At 72.4% G+C, this 23,464-nt stretch carries 21 protein-coding genes; 2 read left to right on the top strand and 19 right to left on the bottom strand.

The features are described from left to right. Positions 1–89 precede the first annotated feature (89 nt). Positions 90–1,043, bottom strand: coding sequence for a 30S ribosomal protein S2 (gene rpsB, locus ACWGL3_RS11260; RefSeq protein ID WP_267946437.1), 954 nt, complete (start codon positions 1,041–1,043; stop codon positions 90–92). A 311-nt stretch (positions 1,044–1,354) separates the two neighbouring features. Between rpsB and ACWGL3_RS11255 the strand changes: the two genes are divergently transcribed. After that, a complete protein-coding gene (locus ACWGL3_RS11255) occupies positions 1,355–2,227 on the top strand; it encodes a M23 family metallopeptidase (RefSeq protein WP_267946438.1) in 873 nt (290 codons plus the stop codon). 70 nt (positions 2,228–2,297) lie between these two features. On the opposite strand, the gene ACWGL3_RS11250 is transcribed toward ACWGL3_RS11255, so the two are convergent. The 18 genes from ACWGL3_RS11250 to ACWGL3_RS11165 all read right to left on the bottom strand — a co-directional run bounded on the left by ACWGL3_RS11250 (position 2,298) and on the right by ACWGL3_RS11165 (position 20,071). Further along, on the bottom strand, positions 2,298–3,167 hold the full coding sequence (locus tag ACWGL3_RS11250; protein ID WP_267946439.1) for a tyrosine recombinase XerC: 870 nt from the start codon (positions 3,165–3,167) through the stop codon (positions 2,298–2,300). Between the two features lie 2 nt (positions 3,168–3,169). Continuing rightward, positions 3,170–3,523, bottom strand: coding sequence for a RidA family protein (locus ACWGL3_RS11245; RefSeq protein WP_267946440.1), 354 nt, complete (start codon positions 3,521–3,523; stop codon positions 3,170–3,172). 284 nt (positions 3,524–3,807) lie between these two features. Continuing rightward, entirely contained in the window at positions 3,808–4,977 is a 1,170-nt protein-coding gene (locus ACWGL3_RS11240; RefSeq protein WP_267946441.1) for a DNA-processing protein DprA, read from the bottom strand. Between the two features lie 82 nt (positions 4,978–5,059). Continuing rightward, positions 5,060–6,583 (bottom strand): YifB family Mg chelatase-like AAA ATPase, encoded by a 1,524-nt coding sequence (locus ACWGL3_RS11235; RefSeq protein ID WP_267946442.1) that lies wholly within the window; start codon positions 6,581–6,583, stop codon positions 5,060–5,062. Then, positions 6,583–6,948, bottom strand: coding sequence for a YraN family protein (locus ACWGL3_RS11230; RefSeq protein WP_267946443.1), 366 nt, complete (start codon positions 6,946–6,948; stop codon positions 6,583–6,585). The genes ACWGL3_RS11235 and ACWGL3_RS11230 overlap by 1 nt, the downstream gene beginning before the upstream one ends. 152 nt (positions 6,949–7,100) lie before the next feature. Beyond that, on the bottom strand, positions 7,101–7,442 hold the full coding sequence (locus ACWGL3_RS11225) for a DUF2469 domain-containing protein (protein WP_267946444.1): 342 nt from the start codon (positions 7,440–7,442) through the stop codon (positions 7,101–7,103). Between the two features lie 252 nt (positions 7,443–7,694). Then, positions 7,695–8,570, bottom strand: a complete 876-nt coding sequence (gene lepB / locus ACWGL3_RS11220; RefSeq protein WP_452461212.1) for a signal peptidase I — start codon at positions 8,568–8,570, stop codon at positions 7,695–7,697. Positions 8,571–8,637: 67 nt separating this feature from the next. Continuing rightward, positions 8,638–8,997 (bottom strand): 50S ribosomal protein L19, encoded by a 360-nt coding sequence (rplS, locus tag ACWGL3_RS11215; RefSeq protein ID WP_267950508.1) that lies wholly within the window; start codon positions 8,995–8,997, stop codon positions 8,638–8,640. A gap of 189 nt (positions 8,998–9,186) precedes the next feature. Further along, on the bottom strand, positions 9,187–9,951 hold the full coding sequence (gene trmD, locus ACWGL3_RS11210) for a tRNA (guanosine(37)-N1)-methyltransferase TrmD (protein WP_267946446.1): 765 nt from the start codon (positions 9,949–9,951) through the stop codon (positions 9,187–9,189). A gap of 11 nt (positions 9,952–9,962) precedes the next feature. After that, entirely contained in the window at positions 9,963–10,475 is a 513-nt protein-coding gene (gene rimM, locus ACWGL3_RS11205) for a ribosome maturation factor RimM (protein WP_267946447.1), read from the bottom strand. A 119-nt stretch (positions 10,476–10,594) separates the two neighbouring features. Continuing rightward, entirely contained in the window at positions 10,595–10,837 is a 243-nt protein-coding gene (locus ACWGL3_RS11200) for an RNA-binding protein (RefSeq protein WP_073704564.1), read from the bottom strand. Position 10,838: 1 nt separating this feature from the next. Beyond that, a complete protein-coding gene (gene rpsP, locus ACWGL3_RS11195; protein WP_267946448.1) occupies positions 10,839–11,297 on the bottom strand; it encodes a 30S ribosomal protein S16 in 459 nt (152 codons plus the stop codon). A 244-nt stretch (positions 11,298–11,541) separates the two neighbouring features. After that, positions 11,542–13,140 carry a signal recognition particle protein gene (gene ffh / locus ACWGL3_RS11190; protein ID WP_267946449.1) on the bottom strand — a complete coding sequence of 533 codons (1,599 nt, stop codon included), beginning with the start codon at positions 13,138–13,140 and terminating at the stop codon, positions 11,542–11,544. Between the two features lie 197 nt (positions 13,141–13,337). Next, on the bottom strand, positions 13,338–14,543 hold the full coding sequence (locus ACWGL3_RS11185; protein ID WP_267946450.1) for a hypothetical protein: 1,206 nt from the start codon (positions 14,541–14,543) through the stop codon (positions 13,338–13,340). Between the two features lie 393 nt (positions 14,544–14,936). Next, on the bottom strand, positions 14,937–16,265 hold the full coding sequence (locus ACWGL3_RS11180) for an ammonium transporter (RefSeq protein WP_267946451.1): 1,329 nt from the start codon (positions 16,263–16,265) through the stop codon (positions 14,937–14,939). 473 nt (positions 16,266–16,738) lie between these two features. Then, positions 16,739–17,914 (bottom strand): signal recognition particle-docking protein FtsY, encoded by a 1,176-nt coding sequence (ftsY, locus tag ACWGL3_RS11175; RefSeq protein ID WP_267946452.1) that lies wholly within the window; start codon positions 17,912–17,914, stop codon positions 16,739–16,741. A gap of 119 nt (positions 17,915–18,033) precedes the next feature. Next, positions 18,034–19,068, bottom strand: coding sequence for a FecCD family ABC transporter permease (locus tag ACWGL3_RS11170; RefSeq protein ID WP_267946453.1), 1,035 nt, complete (start codon positions 19,066–19,068; stop codon positions 18,034–18,036). A gap of 1 nt (position 19,069) precedes the next feature. Beyond that, positions 19,070–20,071 (bottom strand): ABC transporter substrate-binding protein, encoded by a 1,002-nt coding sequence (locus ACWGL3_RS11165; RefSeq protein ID WP_452461211.1) that lies wholly within the window; start codon positions 20,069–20,071, stop codon positions 19,070–19,072. A gap of 635 nt (positions 20,072–20,706) precedes the next feature. Between ACWGL3_RS11165 and ACWGL3_RS11160 the strand changes: the two genes are divergently transcribed. Further along, entirely contained in the window at positions 20,707–23,355 is a 2,649-nt protein-coding gene (locus ACWGL3_RS11160) for a S8 family serine peptidase (RefSeq protein WP_267946455.1), read from the top strand. Positions 23,356–23,464: the final 109 nt, after the last annotated feature.

Genomic DNA, 23,464 nt, shown 5'->3' with positions numbered 1-23,464 from the left:
GTGGTCACCAACCTGATGACGCAGACGGTGGAGCAACTGGCGGAGGCGGGGCGGCACCGGGGGTGTTCCGTCGTCCCTGGGACCGCTGACTACTCGGCGGAGCCCTCGGTGGACTCCTGCGCCGGGGCCTCGGCCGGGGCCTCAGCCGGAGCCTCGGACTCGATCGCGGCCTCGACCTCGGGCTTCGGGGTCTCGACCGGGGCCTCGGTCAGCTCCTTGTCGACCTCGGGGGCGTCCGCGTCCGCGGCCGGGGCGGCCTCGGTCTCGGTCTTGCCCTCCAGGAGCTCGCGCTCCCACTCGGCCAGGGGCTCCTCGGCGGCCTTCTGCTCGCCCGTGCCCTCGGAGGCGCCGGAACGGGCCATGAGGCCGTCGGCCACGGCGTCGGCGATCACGCGGGTCAGCAGGCTGACCGAGCGGATGGCGTCGTCGTTGCCCGGGATCGGGTAGTCGACCTCGTCCGGGTCGCAGTTGGTGTCGAGGATCGCGACGACCGGGATGTTCAGCTTGCGAGCCTCGCTGATCGCGATGTGCTCCTTCTTGGTGTCCACGATCCAGACCGCGCTGGGCACGCGGGACATGTCGCGGATACCGCCGAGGGTGCGCTCCAGCTTCTCCTTCTCACGGCGAAGGTTGAGGAGCTCCTTCTTCGTGAGCGCGGAGCCGGCGACGTCGTCGAAGTCGATCTCCTCCAGCTCCTTGAGGCGCTGGAGCCGCTTGTGGACGGTGGAGAAGTTGGTGAGCATGCCGCCCAGCCAGCGCTGGTTGACGAAGGGCATGCCGACACGACGAGCCTGCTCGTCGATGGCCTCCTGCGCCTGCTTCTTGGTACCGACGAACAGGACGGTGCCGCCGTGGGCGACCGTCTGCTTGACGAACTCGTAGGCGCGGTCGATGTGCGCCAGCGACTTCTGGAGGTCGATGATGTAGATGCCGTTGCGCTCCGTGAGGATGAAGCGCTTCATCTTCGGGTTCCAGCGACGGGTCTGGTGCCCGAAGTGGACGCCGCTCTCCAGGAGCTGGCGAGTCGTCACGACTGTGGCCATGACTGGTCCTCCTTGCGGTGGCGGAGAGAGTCTCTCCGCCGTCGGTTGTGCCTGACGCCCCGGCCGCACCGCCATCCCGCCGAAACGGGGTGGACCGTAGGTACGACCCCTCCGTGAGGAGGCGCGTGGACGTGCGTATTGTGATCGGCCCGACGGGCCACGGACGATTCTATCCTCAGCCGGGCACACACCGGACCTGTGCTGCGCCTACGAGTGACCCCGCGCCCCCGTCCGGCGCCCCGGGGCCGGGGTTGTCCACAGTTGCCGGCAAGCCCCTGGCGGCCCCCGTCCCCCTCCCCGACCCTGGAGGCATGGACCTCTCCCGCCTCCTGCTCCCGCTGCTGTTCGCCTCGCTCCTGTGGTCGCCCGCCTCCCCCGCGGCGGGGGACACCGGCTGGCGCTGGCCCCTCTCCCCGGCCCCCGGGGTGCTGCGCCCCTTCGACCCTCCCGAGCAGCGCTGGCTCCCGGGGCACCTGGGCGCGGACCTGGCCGCCGAGCCCGGGCAGGAGGTGTACGCCGCGGGTTCCGGCCGGGTGCGCTTCGCCGGCACGGTGGCCGGGACACCCCTGGTCAGCGTCGCCCACGGGGACCTCCGCACCACCTACCTCCCGGTGGAGTCCGACCTGGCGCGCGGCGACCCGGTCTCCGCCGGGGACCTCCTCGGCGTCCTGGCCGCCGCCCCACCCCACTGCCGTGACCGCCCCTGCCTGCACTGGGGCCTGCTCCGCGGCGACGACTACCTCGACCCGCTCGGCCTGCTCGGCCTCGGCGAGGTCCGGCTCCTTCCCCTCGGTCCGGCCCGGGCCGGACCCCCGCCGGCCCGGTGGCCCCGTGCGGCCGGCGCCCTTCACTCCTGCCGCCTCCGCTCCGGCGGTGCGGCCCCGGGGACACGGGTCGGGCGCGGGCGCGCGTCCCGGAGGCGCTCCCGGCCCGGCGGGCGCGGAGTGGCGGATTTCGCACCGGCCGGCGCCCCTGGGCCCCTGGAAGGAGGCGGTCCCGCGAGTCGGCCGGAGGCGAAGGAGCGCGGCAGCCGTCCCGCACCCGCCGGTGGGCCCCGGGGAGGCGCGCCCCGGAGACGGGCAGAGGGCTCTCCGCCCGCACGCGGGTGCGGCCGATCGGTGTCCTGGCCGGCATCGCGCACCACGACGCCCTCCGCCCGCGCGCGGATGCGATCGCCGGGGTGATGAGGGCGGGCACGGCCGGGACGCAGCCTCCGCCCGCACGCGGGTGCGGCCGGCGGACACGGTGGTCCGCTCAGGCGCGGGGGTGGGCCCGGCGGTAGGTGTCGCGCAGGCGCTCCACGGACACGTGCGTGTAGATCTGCGTGCTGCGCGGGCTGGCGTGGCCCAGGAACTCCTGCACGCTGCGCAGGTCGGCCCCGCCGTTGAGCAGGTGCGTGGCGGCGCTGTGCCGCAGTCCGTGCGGGGCCCCGTCCGCGCCGGCGGCGCGCAGGTACGCGTGCACGTCCTCACGGGCCTGGCGCACCCCCAGCCGGCCGCCGCGCGCGCCGACGAACAGCGCGGCGCCGACGGCGGCCGAGGCCATCTCCGGCCGTCCGCCGGACAGCCACGCGTCGAGGGCGTCCAGCGCGGGAGCGCCCACGGGGACCGTGCGCTCCTTCGCGCCCTTGCCCAGGACGCGCACCGTGTCGCGTTCGCGGTCCACGTCGGCCAGGTCGAGGGCGCACAGCTCGGCGACCCGCACGCCGGTGGCGTACAGCACCTCCACCACCGCCCGGCGGCGCAGGTCGAGGGGGGCGTCCCCCGGGGGCCGGGAGAGGGCCGCGGCGGCCTGCCCCTCGTCCAGCACCGCTGGCAGGGACCGCCGCTGGGAGGGGCCGGACAGGCGCGGGCCGGGATCGGCCGCCAGCACCCCCTCGCGGTGCAGGTACCGGGTGAGGGCGCGCACGGCCGCCACGCGGCGGGAGACGGTGGCTCGGCTCGCCCCCGCGTCGCGGGACCGGGACAGCCAACCGCGCACCAGGAGCACGTCCAGGTCCTCGACCCGGTACCCGTTCTCCTCCAGGAAGGCCAGCAGGGAGCGCAGGTCGGCGAGGTATCCGCGCACGGTGTGGGGTGAGCGGCCCAGCTCACCGGACAGGTGGGCGGCGAAGCGGTCCAGCACGCTCACTCCCGGGGCAGGCAGGCCACGCCCTCGATCTCCACCAGGTACCTCGGGTTGACCAGGCCGCTCACCTCCACCAGGGTCCCGGCCGGGCGGTGCTCCCCGGGAAGGCAGTCGACCAGGGCGCTGCGGAACTCGTCGAGGTCGGCGATGTGGCGGAGGTAGTAGGTGAGTTTCACCAGGTGTCCCAGGTCCGCCCCGTGGCGGGCCAGGACGCGCTCCATGTTGCGGAAGACCTGCCGGGTCTGTCCCTCGACCCCTCCGGCGACGTCCCCGTCGGGGGCCTCGGGGGTCTGTCCGGAGACGAACAGCAGCGGGCCGTCCGCGAGCACGACGTCACTGTACGGTTTGGCCATGGCGGAACCCTACCCGCCATCGCGCCCCGCTATCCGTGCCCGGTTCGGCGCCCGCCGAGCCGCCCCGCGCTGCGGCGCCGCAGCGGGGCCCCGCCCGGCGGCGGCCCCGAGCGGCAGGCCCCGGTCGGCGGGTAGCCCGTGGGGCGGGCTGCCCCACACCGCAGAAGGGCCGTGCGGCGCGAGGGTCCCCACCACAGGCCCCGCACGGCAGGCCCCGCGCGGCAGCCGCCCCCTACGGTCGAAGGCTCTCCCCGCTGCGGGGCACGGAGCCGCGGCCTCCTCCGTCAGCGCGGCAGCCGCCATCCGGCCCGGCACCGTTCGACCAGCCCCGCCGCGGCCAGCAGCCCCAGGGAGCGCATCGCGACGTCCAGGGAGGTCCCGCTCGCAGCGGCGACCACCGCGGGACCGGCCCCCGCCCGGGGTACCGCTTCCAGCACCCGGGCGCTCTCCGCGTCGAGGTGGGCCGAGACCCGCACCGGTCCGCTCTCCGGAGGCAGCTCCCCCACCGCGCCGACCTGGGCGACGACGTCGTCGGCGCAGGTGACACAGCCCGCCTGCCAGTCGCGGAGGAGGACGTGGCAGCCCACCGACATGGCGGAGGTGACCGGACCGGGCACCGCCATGAGCACCCGGTGGAGTTCGACGGCGTGCGAGGCGGTGTTGAGCGCGCCGCTGCGCCTGCCCGCCTCCACGACCACCGTTCCCGGGGTGAGCGCCGCGATCAGCCGGTTGCGGATCAGGAAGTCCTTGGCCCGGGGCGTGGCGCCGACCGGCCTCTCGCTCACCAGCACCCCGGTCCGCGCGATGTCCGCGAACATGCCCGCGTGGCCGCGCGGATAGTCCACGTCCAGCCCGCAGGCCAGTACCACCACGGTGCTCCCGTTGGCGTGGGCGGCCCGGTGCGCGGCGCCGTCGATCCCGTACGCGCCGCCGGAGACCACGACCACGTCCTGCTCCGCCAGCTCGTAGGCCATCTCCGCCGCCACGTGCTCGCCGTAGGCCGTGGCAGAGCGCGCGCCCACCACGGCCACCGAGCGCAGGCACAGGTTGCGCAGGTCCCCGCCGCCGCGTACCCACAGTCCGTGCGAGCGGCGACCGCCGGGGAGGTCGAGGCCGTCCAGCCGGCCGGGCCACTCGGGGTCGCCCGGCGCCACGAACCGGATCCCGGCCGCCGCGGACTCACCGAGCAGCCCGTCGGGGTCGACCCGGGCGGCGGCCGCGCTCCACCCGTCCCAGCGGCGGCGCAGCCGGGCCCACGCCTCCGGGTCGGGGTCCTCGTCCTCCTCCACCGGCACGGACGGCGGGGGCTCCCCCGCCACCAGCCCCGCCCACACCCCGGCCGCACCGTGCTCGGCGAGCATCGCCCCCAGCCACAGGTCCCCCGGCGGCGCGACCGCCGTCAGACAGGCCCGCGCCCGGGCGTCGGCCTCCCCCTGCCAGTCCCGTACGGTCACCGTGCTCCCCTTCCACCCGTGTCCGCTGCGCCCCTCCGGAGCGCACCGGCCCGCACCCCGGGGCGCGGATCGCCGCCCCGCCTCACCATGCCCGCCCGGTCCACAGCGCGAAGGCATAGGCGGTCTCCTCCTCCCCCGGGCGGTCCCGCTCCGCGAGATCGGCCAGCGTCCACGCGACCCGCAGGGCCCGGTCGACCCCGCGGGCGCTGATCTGCCCGGCGTCCATGGCCCGTCCGAGGACGCGCAGCGCGGCGGGCTCGACCGGGAAGTCCCGGCGCAGCCGCGCGCCGGGGATCGCCGCGTTGGTGGTCCAGGGCGTGTGCGCCAGCCGTGCGAGCGCGCGGGCGCGCGCCCTCTCCACCCTGGCGGCGACCACGGCGGAGGACTCCGCGAACGCGCGGTCGGCGAGCAGCTCGGCCCTCGTCACGGGTTGCAGGTCGACCTTGAGGTCGATCCGGTCCAGCAGCGGCCCGGACAGCCGGGAGAAGTACCTGCGCCGCTCCCCCGGCGGGCAGGTGCACATGCTGCCCGGCCTGGCGCAGGGACAGGGGTTGGCGGCCATCACGAGCTGGAACCTGGCGGGGAAGGTCACCGTGGAGGAGGCGCGGGCCAGCACCACCTCCCCCCGCTCCAGCGGCTCGCGCAGGGAGTCCAGCACCCCCCTCCCGAACTGGGGCGCCTCGTCCACGAACAGCACTCCCCGGTGGGCCTTGGACACCCAGCCCGGCCCGGGGTGGCCGCTGCCCCCGCCGATGATCGACGCCCGGGAGGAGGTGTGGTGCGGGGCGGCGAACGGGGGCCGGGTGACCAGGGGCGAGCCCCGGGGGAGCATCCCGGCGACCGAGTGGATGGCGGTGGCCTCCAGCGCCTCGGAGGGGCGCAGTCCGGGCAGGACGGTCGGCAGGCGCTCGGCGAGCAGGCTCTTGCCCGTGCCCGGGGAGCCGAGCATCATGAGGTTGTGCCCGCCCGCCGCGGCGACCTCCACCGCCCGGCGCGCCACCGGCTGGCCCAGCACGTCGGCCAGGTCCGGCCCGGGGTCGTCCGGCTCCCGGGCACAGGGCGCCTCCGGCCCGGCGGCCTCCTCCAGGAAGAACGCCCCGCGCAACCACTGGCACAGGTCCATCAGGCTGCCCACCGCGGTCACCTCCACGTCGGGGACCAGGCGGGCCTCGGCCGCGTTGCCGCGCGCCACGACGAACCCGCGGTAGCCCTGCTCGGTGGCGGAGACCATCGCCGGAAGGACGCCGAGCACCGGGCGCGCCCTCCCGTCGAGTCCGAGCTCGCCGATGAGGACGGTGCCCGCCAGGCGGTCCGGCGGCACCGCGCCCGTGGCGCACAGCACGGCGGCGGCGATGGCGAGGTCGAAGAGGCTGCCCGCCTTGGGGAGGCTGGCCGGGGACAGGCTGATGGTGATCTGACCGCTGGGCCACTCCTCGCCGCTGTTGGCCACGGCCGCGCGGATGCGGTCCCGGGCCTCCCGCAGCGCGGCGTCGGGGAGCCCCACGAGCGTCACCCCGGGGTCGCCGCCGCCCAGGTGCACCTCCACCTCGACGATGTGCCCCTGGACCCCCAGCAGGGTGATGCAGTGGGCGCGGGCGAGGGTCATCACGTCATCCCCCGCTCGTGGGAGACGAACACGCGCCCGCCGGTGATCAGGACGCAGACGCCGTCCACCCGCAGCGACGCGGCCGGGACCCGGTGCCGGGCCGCCCACGCCCTCCCGAGGCGGCGCAGACGGCGCCGCTTGTCGGGTGTGATGGCGTCCACGGGGTGCCCGTACCGCACGGAGGTCCGGGTCTTGACCTCGGCGACGACCAGGACCGGTCCGTCGCGGGCCACGATGTCGATCTCCCCCGACGGCGACCGCCAGTTGCGGTCCACCACCCGCATGCCCGCGCTCCGCAGGAAGACCGCGGCGAGGTCCTCCCCGCGTCCGCCCAGTGCCCTCCGGTATCCGGCCCACCTGTCCACGGTCGACCACCTCCCGTTACAACGGTGGGTGATCGCCGTCCGGCGCGCCAGGGGGAGTTCGTTCCTGTGGACGAACCGGCCGCTGCCCCGGGCACGAGGGCCGCGACGGGGAGCCGCCCCGGGGACCGGTCATGCCCGGGGCACGGTTCGGGTCAGGGCAGCTCGGGACCGCCCCGGCCGCCGTCCGCGGGAGGCATCTCCAGGTCGGACTTCTGGATCTCCTCGACGTTGACGTCCTTGAACGTCACCACGCGCACGTTGCGGACGAACCGCGCCGGGCGGTACATGTCCCAGACCCAGGCGTCCTCCATCACGACCTCGAAGTACATCTCCCCGTTCTCGGTCGAACGCGGCTGGAGGTCGACGTTGTTGGTCAGGTAGAACCTGCGCTCGGTCTCCACGACGTAGCTGAACAGCCCGACGACGTCCCGGTACTCGCGATAGAGCTGGAGCTCCATCTCGGCCTCGTACTTCTCCAGGTCCTCAGAACTCATCCACGCGCTCGCTTTCGTCGCACTCTCCGGTCGTGGTGTGCCGGTCTCCTCATCACGTGTACACCGCCACCGCCCCGGTTGTTCCCCGCGTGGGAGGACCCACGCGTCGGGGGGACATCAAGACGCTCCGAGATCCATCATGCGTCACGGAACGGACTTCTGGGCCCCGTGGAACAGATTTCCTTCGACGGATCGGTCACCGGAACCCTCCGGAGGTCCCGATCCGTCTTCGGACCGGGACCCGTCACGGCGTCACCCGGCCGCGGCGTCGACGGCCTCGAAGCTCTCCGGAACGCCCAGACCGCCGACCTGGTTGAACGGCCAGATGATGACGAACGCCCGGCCCACCACGTGGTCGATCGGGACGGCGCCGCCACCGGGGTTGTTCTGGTTGAGGCGGGAGTCGTAGGAGATCGCCCTGTGGTCCCCCATCAGCCACAGGTGCCCCTCGGGCACCTCGACCGGGCCGAACTCGGTGTGGCTGGCCACGCTTCCCGGGTACAGGTAGGCGTCCTCCTCCAGGGGGACGCCGTTGACCAGGATGCGGTTCTGCTCGTCGCAGCACTCCACGGTGTCGCCGGGGAGCCCGATGACCCGCTTGATGTACTCCTTGCCCGTGGGCGCGGCGCCCAACTGCTGCTGCACCCAGCTGAAGGCGCCGGCGACGGGGTTGGTCGGCTCGGGCACGGTCACGGTGTTCGGGTCGTCCCACGACCCGTTGCCGTTGAAGACGACGACCTCGCCGCGCTCGATGTCGCGGATCTGGTAGACGACCTTGTTCACGAGCACCCGGTCGCCGACGAGCAGCGTGTTCTCCATCGATGTGGAGGGGATGTAGAACGCCTGCATCACCCAGGTCCTGATCACGAACGCCAACACCACGGCGATCACGATCAGGATGGGGAGTTCCTTCCAGAACGACCCCTTCTTCTCACTGCTCTGGGACTTGCTCATCTCGGCGTCCGCCTTCTCCTCCGGCTCCTGACCAACGGCTTCGGAGACACCACTGGCTCCCGAGTCCTCAGGGACTCGGGAGCCAGTGGCGGAGCTTCGCTCCTCCGGGCCGGGCCGGGCGGAATCCTCGTCCTGGACCCCGTCCGCGCCGGGATCCCTCTCGTCTTTGCTCATCGAGCCGAAGCCTATCCTGCCTCCCGTGCGGGAAGAGGGCCGTTCGGCTCCGAAAGGGAGCGGAAGACTACTTGGAGACGGGCTCGCGGCGCTCGCGGATGCGGGCGGCCTTGCCGCGCAGGTCGCGCAGGTAGTACAGCTTGGCGCGACGCACGCGGCCGCGGGCGGCGACCTCGTACTTCTCGATGGCCGGGGTGTGGATCGGGAAGGTGCGCTCCACGCCCACGCCGTAGCTCACCTTGCGGATGGTGAAGGTCTCGCGGTTGCCCGAGCCCTGACGGCGGATGACGACGCCCTTGAAGACCTGGACACGGGTGCGGGTGCCCTCCGTCACGCGGACGTGGACGTTGAGCGTGTCACCCGGGCGGAACTCGGGGACGTCGGTGCGGAGCTGAGCCTTCTCGAGCTCCTGGATGGCGGTGTGCATCTCGCGATTCCTCATCGATAGCGCTCCGCGCCCTGTCCCCGGCGTGGTGCGGGGAGGGTTGCGCGGGCGAGGGCCCGTACGGGTCTGGACATTCGGACCACCCGGTGACCGTCACAGAGGCCGACGTCGTGCCGCCGGCATGCGGATGCCATGGGTCACCAAGGGGGAACCCACCCAGTTTGCCACATGTCAGGTGGCTTCCCGAACGGCCTCCTCGGCGAGGACCTCCCGGTCACGCCGGTCGAGGGCCTCCTCCGGCATGGCGCCGACCAGGTCCGGCCGGTTGCGCGCGGTCTTGCGGAGCGCCTGGTCGCGGCGCCAGCGGTCCACGGCCCCGTGGTTGCCGGACAGCAGCACGGGCGGCACCTCCTGGTCCCGCCACATGACGGGCTTGGTGTACACCGGCCCCTCGACCAGGTTCTCCATGCCGCCGGAGGCGAAGGAGTCCTGGACCGCCGACTCGGTGTTGCCGAGAACACCCGGCAGCAGGCGGGTGATCGCCTCGACCATCACCAGCGTCGCGGACTCGCCCCCGTTGAGGACGTAGTCGCCGATGCTGACCTCCTCGACCGGCATCCGCAGGGCGGCGTCCGCGGCCACCCGGGAGTCGATGCCCTCGTAGCGCCCGCACCCGAAGACCAGCCTCTCCTCCCCCGCCAGGCGCTCGGCGTCCGCCTGCCGGAAGGGGCGGCCGCTGGGTGTGGGCAGGATCAGGCGGGCCGGGGCCCCGGCCACGACCTCGTCGAGCGCCTCACCCCAGGGTTCGGGCTTCATGACCATGCCGGGGCCTCCCCCGTAGGGGGTGTCGTCCACGGTGTTGTGCCTGTCGTGCGTCCAGGAGCGCAGGTCGTGGACCCGCACGTCGAGGAGGCCCGAGGCGCGTGCCCTCCCGATCAGGGAGAGGTCCAGGGGGGCGAAGTAGTCGGGGAAGATGCTGATGATGTCGATGCGCACTGCGCGCCCCTTCAGTCGGCGAGGTCGAGCAGGCCGGGCGGCGGGTCGATGACGATCCGGCCCCCGGCCACGTCGACCTCGGGCACCAGTGCGGCGACGAAGGGCACCAGCACCTCGCCGCCGCCGGGGGTGGCGACGACCAGGACGTCCTGGGCGTGGTGGAGCACGTCGTCGACCGTGCCGACGGCCTCGCCCCCGGTGGTCACCGCGGCCAGGCCGATGAGTTCGTGGTCGTGGAACTCGTCGGGGTCGTCCAGGGGGGCGATGTCCCGTGAGTCCACGAACAGCAGGGTGCCGCGCAGCGCCTCGGCGGAGTCGCGGTCGGCGATCCCCTTGAAGCGCACCAGCAGCCGGTCGCTGTGGCGACGGCTGGACGCGACGGTGAGCGGTCCGGCTCCGGCCGGGTCGGTCTCCATCACGGTGCCGTCGGCGAAGCGGGCCGCCGGGTCGTCCGTCCGCACGTCGACGGCGACGTCGCCCCGGATACCGTGCGCGCGGCCGATCCGGCCCACAACGAGTCGCATGGGAGGTTCCGTCCTTCCGCCCGTCCCACCGTGGAGACGGGAAAACTGTGCCCGGGGCAGGTGCCCCGGGCACAACTACGGGGCGCCGACCGGTCGTGGTCGGCGCCCCAAGAGGCGCGTCAGCGCACTTCGTGCAGGTCCAGCAGGTCCACTCGGACGTAGCGGCCCCCGGCGAGGGAGCCGATCACGGTCCGGAGTGCCTTGGCGGTGCGGCCGTTGCGACCGATCACCTTGCCGAGGTCGTCGGGATGGACCCGGACCTCCAGGACTTTGCCCTTGCGGAGCCGCTTGGCTCTCACCTGGACGTCGTCGGAGTTCGCAACGATCCCCTTCACGAGGTGCTCAAGCGCCTCTTCCAGCACGTCAGGCCTCGCCCTCGGACTTCTCGGCCTCGGCGGTCTCGGCGGGCTTGTCGGCCGCCTTCTCCGCCTTCTTCTCGGTCTTCTTGGCCTTGGTCTTGCCCTCGCCGCCGGGGAGCACGAGCTCCTTCAGCGCGGCCTGGAAGGCGGCTTCCTTGGCCTCGGGGTCCTTGGCCTCGGCGACCTGGAGCGGAGCCGGGGCGGGAAGGCCCTTGAACTTCTGCCAGTCGCCGGTCTTGCGCAGGAGGACCTTGACCGCGTCGGAGGGCTGGGCCCCCACGGACAGCCAGTACTGCGCCCGCTCGGAGTCGACCTCGATGAGGCTCGGGTGCTCCTTGGGGTGGTACTTGCCGATCTCCTCGATCGCCTTGCCGTCACGCTTGGTGCGGGCGTCGGCGACGATGATGCGGTACTGGGGCGTACGGATCTTGCCCATACGCTTGAGCTTCAGTTTGACAGCCACTGGAGTGGTCTTCTCCCGATGAACGGTGTTCGGCGCCCGGCGGCGAAACCACGTGGGGTTGCAGTACCCGCCAAGGCAAGACGTGGGTGGCGGGTTAGTTAGAGGGCTGACCCGTCCACCGTTAGTCGACTACTCATTGTGCCAGACGCGAGCGTGTTCCTCGGACAGGACACAGGCGCCCGCGTGGCCCCGCCGACGCGAACGGCCCGCCCCCTCGCCGGGGACGGGCCGCCTGTGGTCTCCGCTACTGCTTGGGCAGCTTGAAGTTGGACAGGTCCGGCATGTTGGGTCCGCCGAAACCGGGCGGGAGCGTGGGCTGCCCGCCGCCGCCTCCGCCGAGGCCCGGGGGCAGCTGCGGCATCTGCTGGCCGCCCTCCTCCTGGCGCTTCTGGCGCTCGGCCGCGCGCTCGGCCTCCTGCTGGCGGGCCTTCATCGGGTTGCCGCTGCGCTGCTTGCCCTTCTTGGCCTTCTTGGCCTGGGCCTTGGCCTTCTTGCGGTTGCCGCCGCCGACCCCGGGCATCCCGGGCATGCCCGGCATCCCGCCGTTCTTCATCTTGCGCATCATCTTCTGCGCCTCGAAGAAGCGGGTGACCAGGCCGTTGACGTCGCTGACCTGCGTACCCGAGCCGTTGGCGATGCGCAGCCGGCGCGAGCCGTTGATCGACTTGGGGTTGGCCCGCTCGCCCGGCGTCATCGACTGGATGATCGCCTGGATGCGGTCCAGGTCCTTGTCGTCGATGTTGTCGATCTGGTCGCGCATCTGCCCCATGCCGGGCATCATGCCGAGCAGGTTCCCGATCGGGCCGAGCTTGCGGACCATCGACATCTGCTGGAGGAAGTCGTCCAGCGTGAAGTCGTCGTCCGAGGCCATGGTCGAGGCCATCTTCTCGACCTCGGCCTCGTCGAACGTGCGCTGCGCCTGTTCGATGAGCGTGAGGACGTCACCCATGTCCAGGATGCGCGACGCCATCCGGTCCGGGTGGAAGAGGTCGAAGTCCTCCAGCTTCTCGCCGGTGGACGCGAACATGATCGGACGGCCCGTGATGTGCCGGATGGACAGGGCCGCACCGCCGCGGGCGTCACCGTCGAGCTTGGTGAGCGCGACCGCGTCGTAGCCGACGCCGTCGAGGAAGGCCTGGGCGGTGTTGACCGCGTCCTGGCCGATCATCGCGTCGACGACGAAGAGGATCTCGTCGGGGCTGACGGCGTCGCGGATGTCGGCGGCCTGCTGCATCATCTCGGTGTCCACACCGAGGCGGCCCGCGGTGTCGATGATGACGACGTTGTGGTTGTTGCGGCGCGCGTGCTCGACGGAGGCCCGGGCGACCTCGACCGGGTCGCCCACGCCGTTGCCGGGCTCGGGAGCGAACACCGGGGTCCCGGCGCGCTCACCGACCACCTGGAGCTGGGTGACGGCGTTGGGGCGCTGGAGGTCGGCGGCGACCAGCAGCGGCGTGTTGCGGTCCGCCGACAGCCACTTGGCGAGCTTGCCCGCCAGGGTGGTCTTACCGGCGCCCTGGAGGCCGGCGAGCATGATCACGGTGGGCGGGTTCTTGGCGAACCGCACCTGCCGGGTCTCGCCGCCGAGGATCTCGACGAGTTCCTCGTTGACGATCTTGATGACCTGCTGCGCCGGGTTGAGGGCCTTGGAGACCTCCTCGCCGCGGGCGCGCTCCTTGATCCGCGAGATGAACTCGCGGACCACCGGCAGCGCGACGTCCGCCTCGAGCAGCGCGAGACGGATCTCCCGCGCGGTCGCGTTGATGTCCTCCTCGGACAGCCGCCCCTTGCCGCGCAGCGAGGAGAAGACCGATGTCAGCCGGTCGGAAAGCGTCTCGAACACGAGTTTGGCCAGTCCTTCGTCTCGTAAGTGGTTTCCCAGCCTACCCGCCCACCGCCGCCGGACAGTAGTCCGAGGCCGCGGGGCCGGGAACGGGGTGAGGGCGGGGCCCGTGCGCCCCGCCCTCCCTGTCGTCGCCTGTCTCCGCCACCGCGCCCGTACCCGGCCGCCGGTCCGCGGACCGGCGGGGGCGCGGGGCGCTAGTTGCCCCCGTCCTCCGCGGACTCCTCCTCGGAGGGGGCGGCGCCGCCGGCCAGCGTGGCCTCGCGCTGCTCGGCGAGGGCCGCCAGCATCTCCTCCTGCTGGCCGCCGGTCAGGCCGCGGGTGGAGAGCTGGGCCTCACCGTCGATGGTGTAGGTCTGCTGGGTGGAGCTGACGATGTTGTAGTCGGCGCTGCACGAGAGGTCCAGGGTCGCGCCCGCCTCCAGGGTGCCGCCGTCGTCGCAGGTCTGCTCGCCGATGTCGGCGTTGGTGAAGGTCACGTCCATGCGGACGGTCACCTCGCCGCTGCCGTCGCCGCCCGCGTCCCGCACCGTTCCCGACCAGGTGCAGTTGGGCCCGTCCTCGCAGTTCATCTCGGGGTTGCCGTCCCAGCCCACCTCGATCCGGGCGTCCCGGGACCCGGTCAGGTCGTCCTCGGCCGTGGTGATGATGCCGTCGTAGAGCTCCTCGACGGCTGCGGTGTCGGCCTCGGCCAGGTCCAGCCGGACCTGGGGGCCGGTCTCGGCGCCCTCGGGGACGAGCTCCTCGACGGCGATGCGCTGGACCTGCTCGGTCTCCGCGTTGATCCAGACCTGGTTGCGCTCGCCGGCGAGGTCGATCCGGTAGGTGAGCGTGCCGTCCAGGTTCTCCTCGACGGCCTCCTCCGAGTCCAGCTCGATCGCGGCCAGGGTCGCGGAGAGCTCCGGCGGGGCCAGGGTGGTGCTGGGGTTGAGCCCGGCCTGGGCCGCCGAGGAGCGCACCCAGTTCTCGTTGAAGTCGTCGAAGTCCGGACCGAAGACGCCCTGGTCGAGCCAGAAGTCCTCGACCGCGCGGATGAAGAGCTTGCCGTCGGCGGCGAGCACGTCCGCCTCGACGCTGTTGGCCCGGATGGTCCCGCTCGTCGCGCCGGTGTCGGCGACGGTGAGCGAGGCGTCACGGACCTCGGAGGAGCCGACGGTCTCCGCGACCTGCCCGGTGGCGGTGAGCGCCGGGTAGGCGGCCAGGTCCGCCAGCGCGCTCTCCAGGAGGGGCGCCGCGGCCACCGGCTCGGCGGGTTCGGGACTGGGCTCCTCCTCGCCCCCGCCGGGGCGCAGGCTGCTCAGGTCGATGGAGCACGCCGTCAAGCCGAGAACGGCGATCGCGCTCGTCGCGGCAAGCGCGGAGCGCCTGGCCCTGCGACCCCTGAAGTGACTAACCGGCGCCATCTTGCCTCCTGACCCCGACCTGTGGGGCACTGTACGAATCAGCGTGAGTTTCCGGGTGGGCGGCGGGACGACCGGCCCGAGACCCGTCATTGGCGTGGGACGCGGATGCGCGGCGCCTGGTTTCAACCCGGCGCCGCCCGAAGGGCGCCGATACGCACCTGTGATTCGGCCGGCGTCCCCGGCCGGGCGCACCCGTCCCGCGGCATGACAGCCGCACCGCTCAGAGGGTACCGAACCAACACGCAGGCCACGGCCAATACCGGCCTATGAATGCCCATATATGCCACGAAGCACTATAGAAAACAGAAACGGGACCGACGGGGATCTCTCCCCGCCGGTCCCTGGCACCTCACCGCGTCAACGGTGCAGGGCCTCCGGCCTCCACGCTGAGGACTAGGCCTTGACCTGCGGTGAGGCCGCCTCCCCGCCCGGAGGCGTCGGCGGGGAGACAGCTTCTGCCTCGATCTCGTCGAGCTCCTCGAAGGCGTAGGCCGACTCGGCGTGCAGCTCGTGGTCCAGGCCGTTGGTCTCGACCTCCTCGGTGATGCGGAACCCGACGACGAGGTCGATGACCTTGGCGATGACCCAGGTGACGACGAAGGAGTAGATCATGACGCCGACGACCGCGACGACCTGGACGGCCAGGAGGCCGATGCCACCGCCGTAGAGCAGGCCGTCCGAGCCGCCGACCACACCCGCGGCCACGAGTCCGAGGACCACCGACCCGATGATGCCGCCGACCATGTGGATGCCCACGACGTCGAGCGCGTCGTCGTACTTGAACTTGAACTTCCAGCTGATGGCGTAGGCGCACACGGCGCCGGACAGCGCGCCGACGGCGATCGCGCCGAGGGGGGTGACGTTCGCGGCGGCCGGGGTGATGGCCACCAGGCCGGCGATGGCGCCGGAGGCGAAGCCCAGGGCGCTGACCTTGCCGTAGCGCAGGCGCTCGACGAGCATCCAGGCCCCGGTGGCGGCGGCCGTGGCGACCTGCGTGTTGACCAGGGCCAGGGCTGCGGTCTCGTTGGCGGCGTAGGCGGAGCCGGCGTTGAAGCCGAACCAGCCGAACCACAGGAGCGCCGCGCCGAGCAGCACGAACGGAAGGTTGTGGGGACGCATCGACTCGGAGCCGAAGCCCTTGCGGCGGCCGAGGACGAAGGTCAGGGCCAGCGCCGCAGCGCCGGCGTTGATGTGGACCGCGGTGCCGCCGGCGAAGTCGATGACCTCGTAGCCGCCGATGGTCAGGCCGCCGATCCAGCCGTCGCCCCAGACCCAGTGGGCGACGGGGAAGTAGACGAGCAGGGCCCAGACCGGGGCGAACAGCATCCAGGCGCCGAACTTGGCGCGGTCCGCGATCGCGCCGCTGATGAGGGCCACGGTGATCACCGCGAACATCATCTGGAAGCCGGCGTCGACGAGCAGCGGGTAGCCGCCCTCGCCGTCGGCCGCGGGCTCGATCTCGCCGATCAGGTTGCTGAGCCCGACGTAGTCGAAGCCACCGATGAACGCGTTGAGCGGACCGCCGTCGGAGTAGGTGAGCGAGTGGCCCACCACGACCCAGAGGACGCTGACGATCGCGATGCTCGCGAAGCTCATCAGCATCATGTTCAGGACGCTCTTGGCCCGTGACATGCCTCCGTAGAAGAAGGCCAGGCCCGGGGTCATGAGCATCACGAGCGCTGCGCTGATGAGCAGCCACGCCGTGTTGCCGGTGTCAATCATTACGTCGCCTCCGTAGGACGGGCGGGGGATTGTGTCTGTGAGGGCGGCGGTCAGCGAGCGCATCATCGGGCCCGATGCAGATCACCACGCAGGCAACTGTCCGACCGGGGTGTTTCTCCCCGGGACCCGACGTGTTGCGCAGGGGTAAAAGGACAGCCAGAAGTGTTAACGCACCATGAACCGAACCCCCAGCACGCCCGAACGCACGTGCACCGGCACAGAGCGACCCCCGTCACATCAGCCGAGGGAGACCAAATGGTCACTCTCGGTCATATCTCACGCCCGTGAGGACGGCGCCGTCAAGTAGGCGGCGTTCGGTGTTTCACCGGCGTGTCGATCGCATGAAACGGGCCGTCGCGGCGCCGGTGTCCGGGTACGGCCGGGTCCGCGCCGTGTGGACACGGCTGTGGCCGGGCACCCGGTCGGGTGGCCGGCCACGCTCGCGGATCCGCCCCGGCGACGGGGGAGCCGCCTCAGCCCAGGATGGCGTCCACGAAGACCTCGGGGTCGAAGGGCGCCAGGTCGTCCGGCCCCTCCCCGAGCCCGACCAGCTTGACCGGCACGCCCAGCTCGCGCTGGACCTGCACGATGATGCCGCCCTTGGCGGTGCCGTCCAGCTTGGTCAGCGCGATGCCCGTGACGTTCACGACCTCGCCGAACACCCGGGCCTGGCGCAGGCCGTTCTGCCCGGTCGTCGCGTCGAGGACCAGGAGCACCTCGTCGACCTGCGACTTCTTCTCCACGACCCGCTTGACCTTGCCCAGCTCGTCCATCAGGCCGGTCTTGGTGTGCAGGCGCCCGGCGGTGTCGATGATGACCGTGTCGGCACCCTCCTCGATGCCGCGCGAGACGGCGTCGAAGGCCACGCTCGCCGGGTCCGCGCCCTCCTCCTTGCGCACGACCGGGGCCCCCACGCGGCTGCCCCACGTCTGGAGCTGCTCGGTGGCGGCGGCGCGGAAGGTGTCGGCGGCGCCGAGCACGACGCTGCGCCCGTCGCCGACCAGGACCCGGGCCAGCTTGCCGGTGGTCGTGGTCTTCCCGGTGCCGTTGACCCCGACCACCATGATCACGGCGGGGCGGCCGTTGTGGGGTTCGGTGCGCACGGTGCGGTCGGCGTCCGTGCGGATGTGCGCGAGGAGCTCCTCGCGCAGCAGCGCCCGCACCTCGTCGTGGCCGCGGCTGCCGAGCACCTTGACGCGGGTGCGCAGGCTCTCCACGATCTGGGAGGCGGAGGCCACGCCGATGTCGGCGGTGATGAGGGTGTCCTCGATCTCCTCCCAGGCGTCGTCGTCCAGGGTGTCGGAGGAGAGGAGGTTGAGCAGTCCCTGCCCGAAGGAGCTCTGCGACCGGGCCAGCCGCGCGCGCAGGCGCACCATGCGCCCCGCGGAGGGCGGCGGGGTCTCCAGCTCCGGCGCGGCGGGCTCGGCGGCCGGGGCCTCCGGCGGGGCCTGCGAGGGAGGCGTGCGGACGGTTCCGGAGTCCCTGTCCCGGTCCTCCTCGACGGCGGTCGCCCCGGCGGCCCCCGTGGTCTCGGGTCCGGGTTCCTCCTTGCCCGGCTTGACCGGGCGTTGGGTCCTGACCAGGAAGAACCCGCCGACGGCCAGGAGCACGACGGCGATGACGATGGCGGCGATCAAGGTGATGTCCATAGCGTGCACCAGTCTCCCAGAGTGTTCGACGCGTTCGCGTCACGGCCGGGTGGCGTGCCGGGAACGAACGGTGCGCGGGGTCCGCGGCCGGTGTCCGCGAGTGCCCGCGCCGTCGCGCCTCAGGTACTGCGGTGGCGCGTGGTGCGCAGGATGAGAACGAAGAAGGGCGCGCCGAGAAAAGCGGTCACCACGCCGATGGGGAGCTCGGCCGGGGACACCAGGGTCCTGGCCACGATGTCCACCAGGACGAGGAAGGCCCCGCCGAACAGCACGGTCACCGGCAGGATCGCCCGGTAGTTGGACCCCACCAGCCGGCGCACCACGTGCGGGACGACGATCCCGACGAAGCCGATCAGCCCGCTCACCGACACCGCGGCGGCCGTGGCCAGCGACGCCGCGCCGATCACCACGATGCGCACCGCCGCCGGGTTCAGGCCCAGGCTGACCGCCTTGTCGTCGCCGAGGGCGAGCATGTCGAGCAGGTAGCCGCACAGCAGGAGGACGGCCAGGCCGACCACCGCGTAGGGGGCGATCAGCCGGACGTCGTTCCACCCGTCGCGGCCCAGCCCGCCGAGCAGCCAGGCGTAGATGCGCTGGAGCTGGTCGACGCCCATCTGCTGGACCAGGGTCTGGGCGGCGGAGAGGAAGGACGACACGGCCACGCCCGCGAGGACGAGGGAGGCCGTGCCACCGCCCCCCGCGGTGGACCCGAGCAGGTAGGCGGCCGCCACGCCGAGCAGCGCCCCGACGAAGGCGGCGACGGGGACCAGGGCGCGCGGCGAGCCGCCGAGCTCCTGCCCGAACACCATGACCAGGGTCGCGCCGAGCCCGGCCCCGGCGGCGGCGCCGAGGAGGAAGGGGTCGGCGAGGGGGTTGCGGAACACGCCCTGGTAGGCGCCGCCCGCCGTGGCCAGGAGGGCACCGACGATCGCGCCCATCACCACGCGGGGAAGGCGCAGCTCCACGAGCAGGGCCGCCTGCCGCTCGGTCAGGGGCGACTCCACCCCGAACGGCAGGAGGCTGAGGAGGTGCCGGACGATGTCGGCCGCCGACAGGGAGGCCGCTCCGGCGGAGATGCCGAAGAGGCCGGCCGCGACCAGCGCGACCGCTCCCGCGGCCGCCCAGCCGACGGGGACGCCGACACCGCCCTTCACGCTAGTTCCCCGCGTTCTCGGTCACGGCCTCGCCGACCAGCTCGGCGAAGTCGACGACGCGAGGTCCCCAGCGGGAGGCGATGTCGGCGTCGAGCAGGTAGACGGCGTCGTTCCGCACTGCGGTGACGGTGTCGAAGGCCGGGCGCCCGGCGACGTCCTCGACCGTGGACTCGTCGCCGTAGGACAGGAAGACCATGTCGGGGTTCTCCTCGACGATGTACTCCTGTGACAGCTGCGGGTACCCGCCCGCGGAGCCGTCGTCGGCCGCGTCGGCGATGTTGACCAGCCCGAAGGACCGGTAGATCTGCCCGACGAAGGTCTCGGAGGTGGCGGAGAAGGACGTCTCGTCGAGCTCCTGGTAGAAGGTCAGCCCGGCGCCGTCGGCCGTGTCGCACACGCCCTCGACGACCGCGTTGAACTCGCTCTCGACCCGGTCCGCCTCGGCGTCGGCCTCGGCGGTGCGGCCGGTGGCGTCCCCGAGCAGGCGGATCTGCGCGTAGGTGTCCTCCAGGTCCTGGGCGGCGTCGATGACGAGGGTGGGGATGCCCACGGTCTCCAGCTGGGAGGCGGTGTCCTCGGCGCTGCGGGCGAGGACGACCAGGTCCGGGTCGTACTCGGTGACGGCCTCGACGCTGGGCTCGAAGCCGCTCAGCGCCGTGGTGGGGGCCTCCTCCGGGTAGTCGGAGTACTCGTCGGCGGCCTCGACCTGGTCGCCCGCGCCGATGGCGAAGAGCATCTCGGTGTGGCTGGGCGACAGGGAGACGATCCGCCGGGGCTCCTCCTCGAGGGTGACGTCGCCCGTGGCGCCGGTGAGGGTGACGGGGAAGGTGCCGTCGCCCACGGTGGGACGGTCGGGATCGGCCTCGGGGGCGCCGCAGGCGGCGGGCGCGGCGTCGGTCGTCGGCTCGGCCTCGGTCTCACCGTTCTCCGCCCCGCCGCCGCAGGCGGTCAGGGTGAGGGCGGCTCCGAGGAGGACGGCGGGGAAGGGGCGTGCGATCCGCACGGTGCTCCTTGCGGGACGGGGGAAGGAGCACGGTCCTGGCGGAGACTGGCCTGTCCTTCCCACGAGGACGGGTGAGTCGATGCCGGGAGGCGACCTGGCTCGTCCCCGCCGGGGCGGGGCTCCACAGTTGCGGGACAGCGCCGGATTGGACGGCCCCGCAGGGCCGCTGTACCGGACTTCGCTCCTTCGACACCGGACGGGCCGCCCGGAGGCGGCCCGACGTCCCCAGCCTACTCGCGTCCCCCCGGCTCCTCGCTGGCGGGCCGGTGGCCGCCCCGGCCTGCGTCTTCCCCGCATCTGCCCCGCACGGACAGGGGCCTGCGCAGGGCGACGGAACTCCGTACCAGAATTCCTTTTATACCAATACGCGGGAAAAGTGAATTCATGTCCGTTTATGAACCCCTCGCGAAACATCAACCCCTAGTGCAACTTGGCTCCACCATGTGGCCATATTGAGTCTTCGCGAACATTGACACTTTCATGGCACACGGCAATGATCTCGTTGCTATGCGCGCCGATCAAACGAACAAGGACATGAAGCGGCGTATCCCCCTGAGCACCACATATGTCCTTAGTGGGGTATTCCGCTCCCCCGGTGTCCAGCGGCGTGCACCGAGAAGGGATGTGTTGACAAGGTGGTACCCCACCGATCACGCCTGGCGGCGCTCGCCGGGTTGACACTCGTGGCGGGCCTCGCCGCCTCCACACCGGCGAACGCCGACGAGGTCTCCGAACTCGCCCCCCTCCATCCCGCGCCCTCCTCCGAGAACGGTGAACTGACCCACCAGGCCAACGGCCTGTGGTTCATCGAGCTCGAGAGCCCGCCCACCACCGAGGGCACCTCCCCGGCGACGGTGGACGGCGAGCACGAGGACTTCCGGGCCGAGGCCGAGGAACACGGCCTGGAGTACACCGAACGGCACTCGTTCAGCGAGCTGTGGAACGGCCTCTCCGTCCGCATGGACGACACACAGGTCGGCACCGCGCGGGAGATCCCCGGCGTGAGCGCCATCCACCCCGTCCTCACCTACCGGATCCCCGAGACCGGCGAGAACGTCCCCGACCTGGACACCGCGCTCCCCATGACGGGGTCCGACATCGCCCAGAACGAACTCGGGCTGACGGGCGAGGGGCTCCGGGTGGCCATCATGGACACCGGCGTCGACTACACCCACCCCGACCTGGGCGGGGGCGGGTTCCCCAACGACCGCGTGGTCGTCGGGCACGACTTCGTGGGCGACGACTTCAACGCCGGCGACCCCGCGTCCGTCCCCGTCCCCGACGACGACCCCCAGGACTGCAACGGGCACGGCACGCACGTCGCCGGGATCGTCGGCGCCGAGGGAGGGGTCACCGGTGTGGCGCCCGCCGTCGAGTTCGGGGCCTACAAGGTGTTCGGCTGCACGGGGTCCACCACCTCCGACATCATGATCGCCGCCATGGAGCAGGCCCTCGCGGACGACATGGACGTGCTCAACATGAGCATCGGCTCCTCGCACTCCTGGCCCCAGTACCCGACCGCCGTCGCCTCCGACAACCTCGTCGACGAGGGCATGGTCGTCGTCGCCTCCATCGGCAACGAGGGCGCCACCGGCCTGTACTCGGCGGGCGCCCCCGGCCTCGGCGAGGACGTGATCGGCGTCGCCTCCTTCGACAACACGCACATCCAGGCCGCGTCCGTGACCGCCAACCCGAGCGGCGAGGCCCTCGCCTACATGGAGATGGGCGCGGCCGAGCCGCCGCCCGCCTCCGGCGACACCGACGAGCTCGTCCACGTCGGACGGGGCTGCACCGCCCTGGGCGACGAGGTCGCGGACCTGGAGGGCCGGACTGCCCTGATGGTGCGCGGCGAGTGCACCTTCGCCGAGAAGTACGACGCGGCCCTCGACGCCGGCGCCACCGGCGTCGTCATGTACAACAACGTGCCCGGCATGTTCGCCGGCGGCGGCATCGTCGACCGGGGCGCCTTCTCGATCGGTGTCTCCGACGAGGCCGGCGCCCACCTGCTGGAGCTCCTGGAGGGCGACGAGCCCGTCACCCTCACCTGGACGGGCGAGGACATCACCATCCCCAACCCGACCGGCGGGCTGATCAGCTCCTTCAGCTCCTTCGGCCTGGCCGCCGACCTGTCCCTCAAGCCGGACATCGGTGCCCCCGGCGGCCTGATCAACTCCACGTACCCGATGGACCAGGGCGGCTACGCCACCATCAGCGGCACCTCCATGTCGTCGCCGCACGTGGCGGGCGGCGTCGCACTGCTGCTGCAGGCGCGCCCCGACCTGGACTCGCACGAGGTGCGCACCGTCCTCCAGAACAGCGCCGACCCGAAGGCGTGGTGGGGCAACCCCGGCCTGGGCCACCCCGACAACGTGCACCGCCAGGGGGCGGGCATGCTGGACGTCCCCGGCTCCGTGCTCGCCACCACCACCGTGACCCCCGGCAAGCTGTCCCTCGGCGCCACCGGGGAGGCCGTGACCGAGACGGTCACCATCACCAACGACGGTGACGGGGAGGCCACGTACGAGCTCTCCCACGAGGCCGCCCTGGGCACCCACGGCGACACCTTCGCGCCCGGCTACAACGACGGCTCCGCCGAGGTGGCCTTCGACAGCGACTCGGTGACCGTCCCCGCCGGGGGGTCGGCCGAGGTGCGGGTCACCGTCACCCCGCCCGCCCAGGACTTCGAGCAGATGATCTACGGCGGGTACGTCACCGTGTCCGAGACCGGCGGGGAGACCTACCGGGTCCCGTACGCCGCCTACAACGGCGACTACCAGGAGATCGAGGCCATGACCCCGATCAGCGACGGGTCGGGCGTGGTCGCGGACCTGCCGTGGCTGACCAGGATCACGGAGTGCGAGGCCTTCTCCGGCCTGGACTGCGCGAGCGACAGCGGCGGCACGTTCGAGAACCAGCCGGACGGCGCCTCCTACACGATGGAGTGGGTCGACGGCCTTCCCGACGTGCCGTACGTGATCGCGCACTTCGACCACCACGTCACCAGGCTCGACATGGTGGTCATCGACGAGCGCACCGGCCGCCCCGTCCACCCCGACCGCAACGTGGGGGTGTCGGTGGACTACGTGCACCGCAGCGCGACGAGGACGTCGTTCTTCAGCTACCCGTGGGACGGCACGGTCGTGGACAGGCACGGCCGGATCACCGACGTGAGGGACGGCTCCTACCGGCTGGAGGCCCGCGCGCTCAAGGCGCTCGGCGACCCCGACAACCCGGACCACTGGGAGACCTGGACCTCCCCGGTCATCACCATCGACCGCGGGTAGTCCCGCACGCGCCACGGGGCCGTCCTCCCCCCGGGGAGGGCGGCCTCCGCCGTGTCCGGCCCCCGGCCCGCCGGCGCGGACCGGGCCGGGACACGAACGCGGGCACCAC

This window comes from Nocardiopsis sp. NPDC055824 (assembly GCF_053616335.1).
This window is presented reverse-complemented; position numbering and strand designations above follow the sequence as displayed.

Excerpts from the sequence above, each read along its gene's own strand:
- lepB (WP_452461212.1), bottom strand. The coding sequence starts at position 8,570 with ATGAGCAAAGACGAGAGGGATCCCGGCGCGGACGGGGTCCAGGACGAG.
- rpsB (WP_267946437.1), bottom strand. The coding sequence starts at position 1,043 with ATGGCCACAGTCGTGACGACTCGCCAGCTCCTGGAGAGCGGCGTCCAC.
- ACWGL3_RS11225 (WP_267946444.1), bottom strand. The coding sequence starts at position 7,442 with ATGAGTTCTGAGGACCTGGAGAAGTACGAGGCCGAGATGGAGCTCCAG.
- ACWGL3_RS11185 (WP_267946450.1), bottom strand. The coding sequence starts at position 14,543 with ATGGCGCCGGTTAGTCACTTCAGGGGTCGCAGGGCCAGGCGCTCCGCG.
- ftsY (WP_267946452.1), bottom strand. The coding sequence starts at position 17,914 with ATGGACATCACCTTGATCGCCGCCATCGTCATCGCCGTCGTGCTCCTG.
- ACWGL3_RS11180 (WP_267946451.1), bottom strand. The coding sequence starts at position 16,265 with ATGATTGACACCGGCAACACGGCGTGGCTGCTCATCAGCGCAGCGCTC.
- rplS (WP_267950508.1), bottom strand. The coding sequence starts at position 8,997 with ATGCACACCGCCATCCAGGAGCTCGAGAAGGCTCAGCTCCGCACCGAC.
- rimM (WP_267946447.1), bottom strand. The coding sequence starts at position 10,475 with ATGCGACTCGTTGTGGGCCGGATCGGCCGCGCGCACGGTATCCGGGGC.
- ACWGL3_RS11235 (WP_267946442.1), bottom strand. The coding sequence starts at position 6,583 with ATGACCCTCGCCCGCGCCCACTGCATCACCCTGCTGGGGGTCCAGGGG.
- ACWGL3_RS11255 (WP_267946438.1), top strand. The coding sequence starts at position 1,355 with ATGGACCTCTCCCGCCTCCTGCTCCCGCTGCTGTTCGCCTCGCTCCTG.
- ACWGL3_RS11245 (WP_267946440.1), bottom strand. The coding sequence starts at position 3,523 with ATGGCCAAACCGTACAGTGACGTCGTGCTCGCGGACGGCCCGCTGCTG.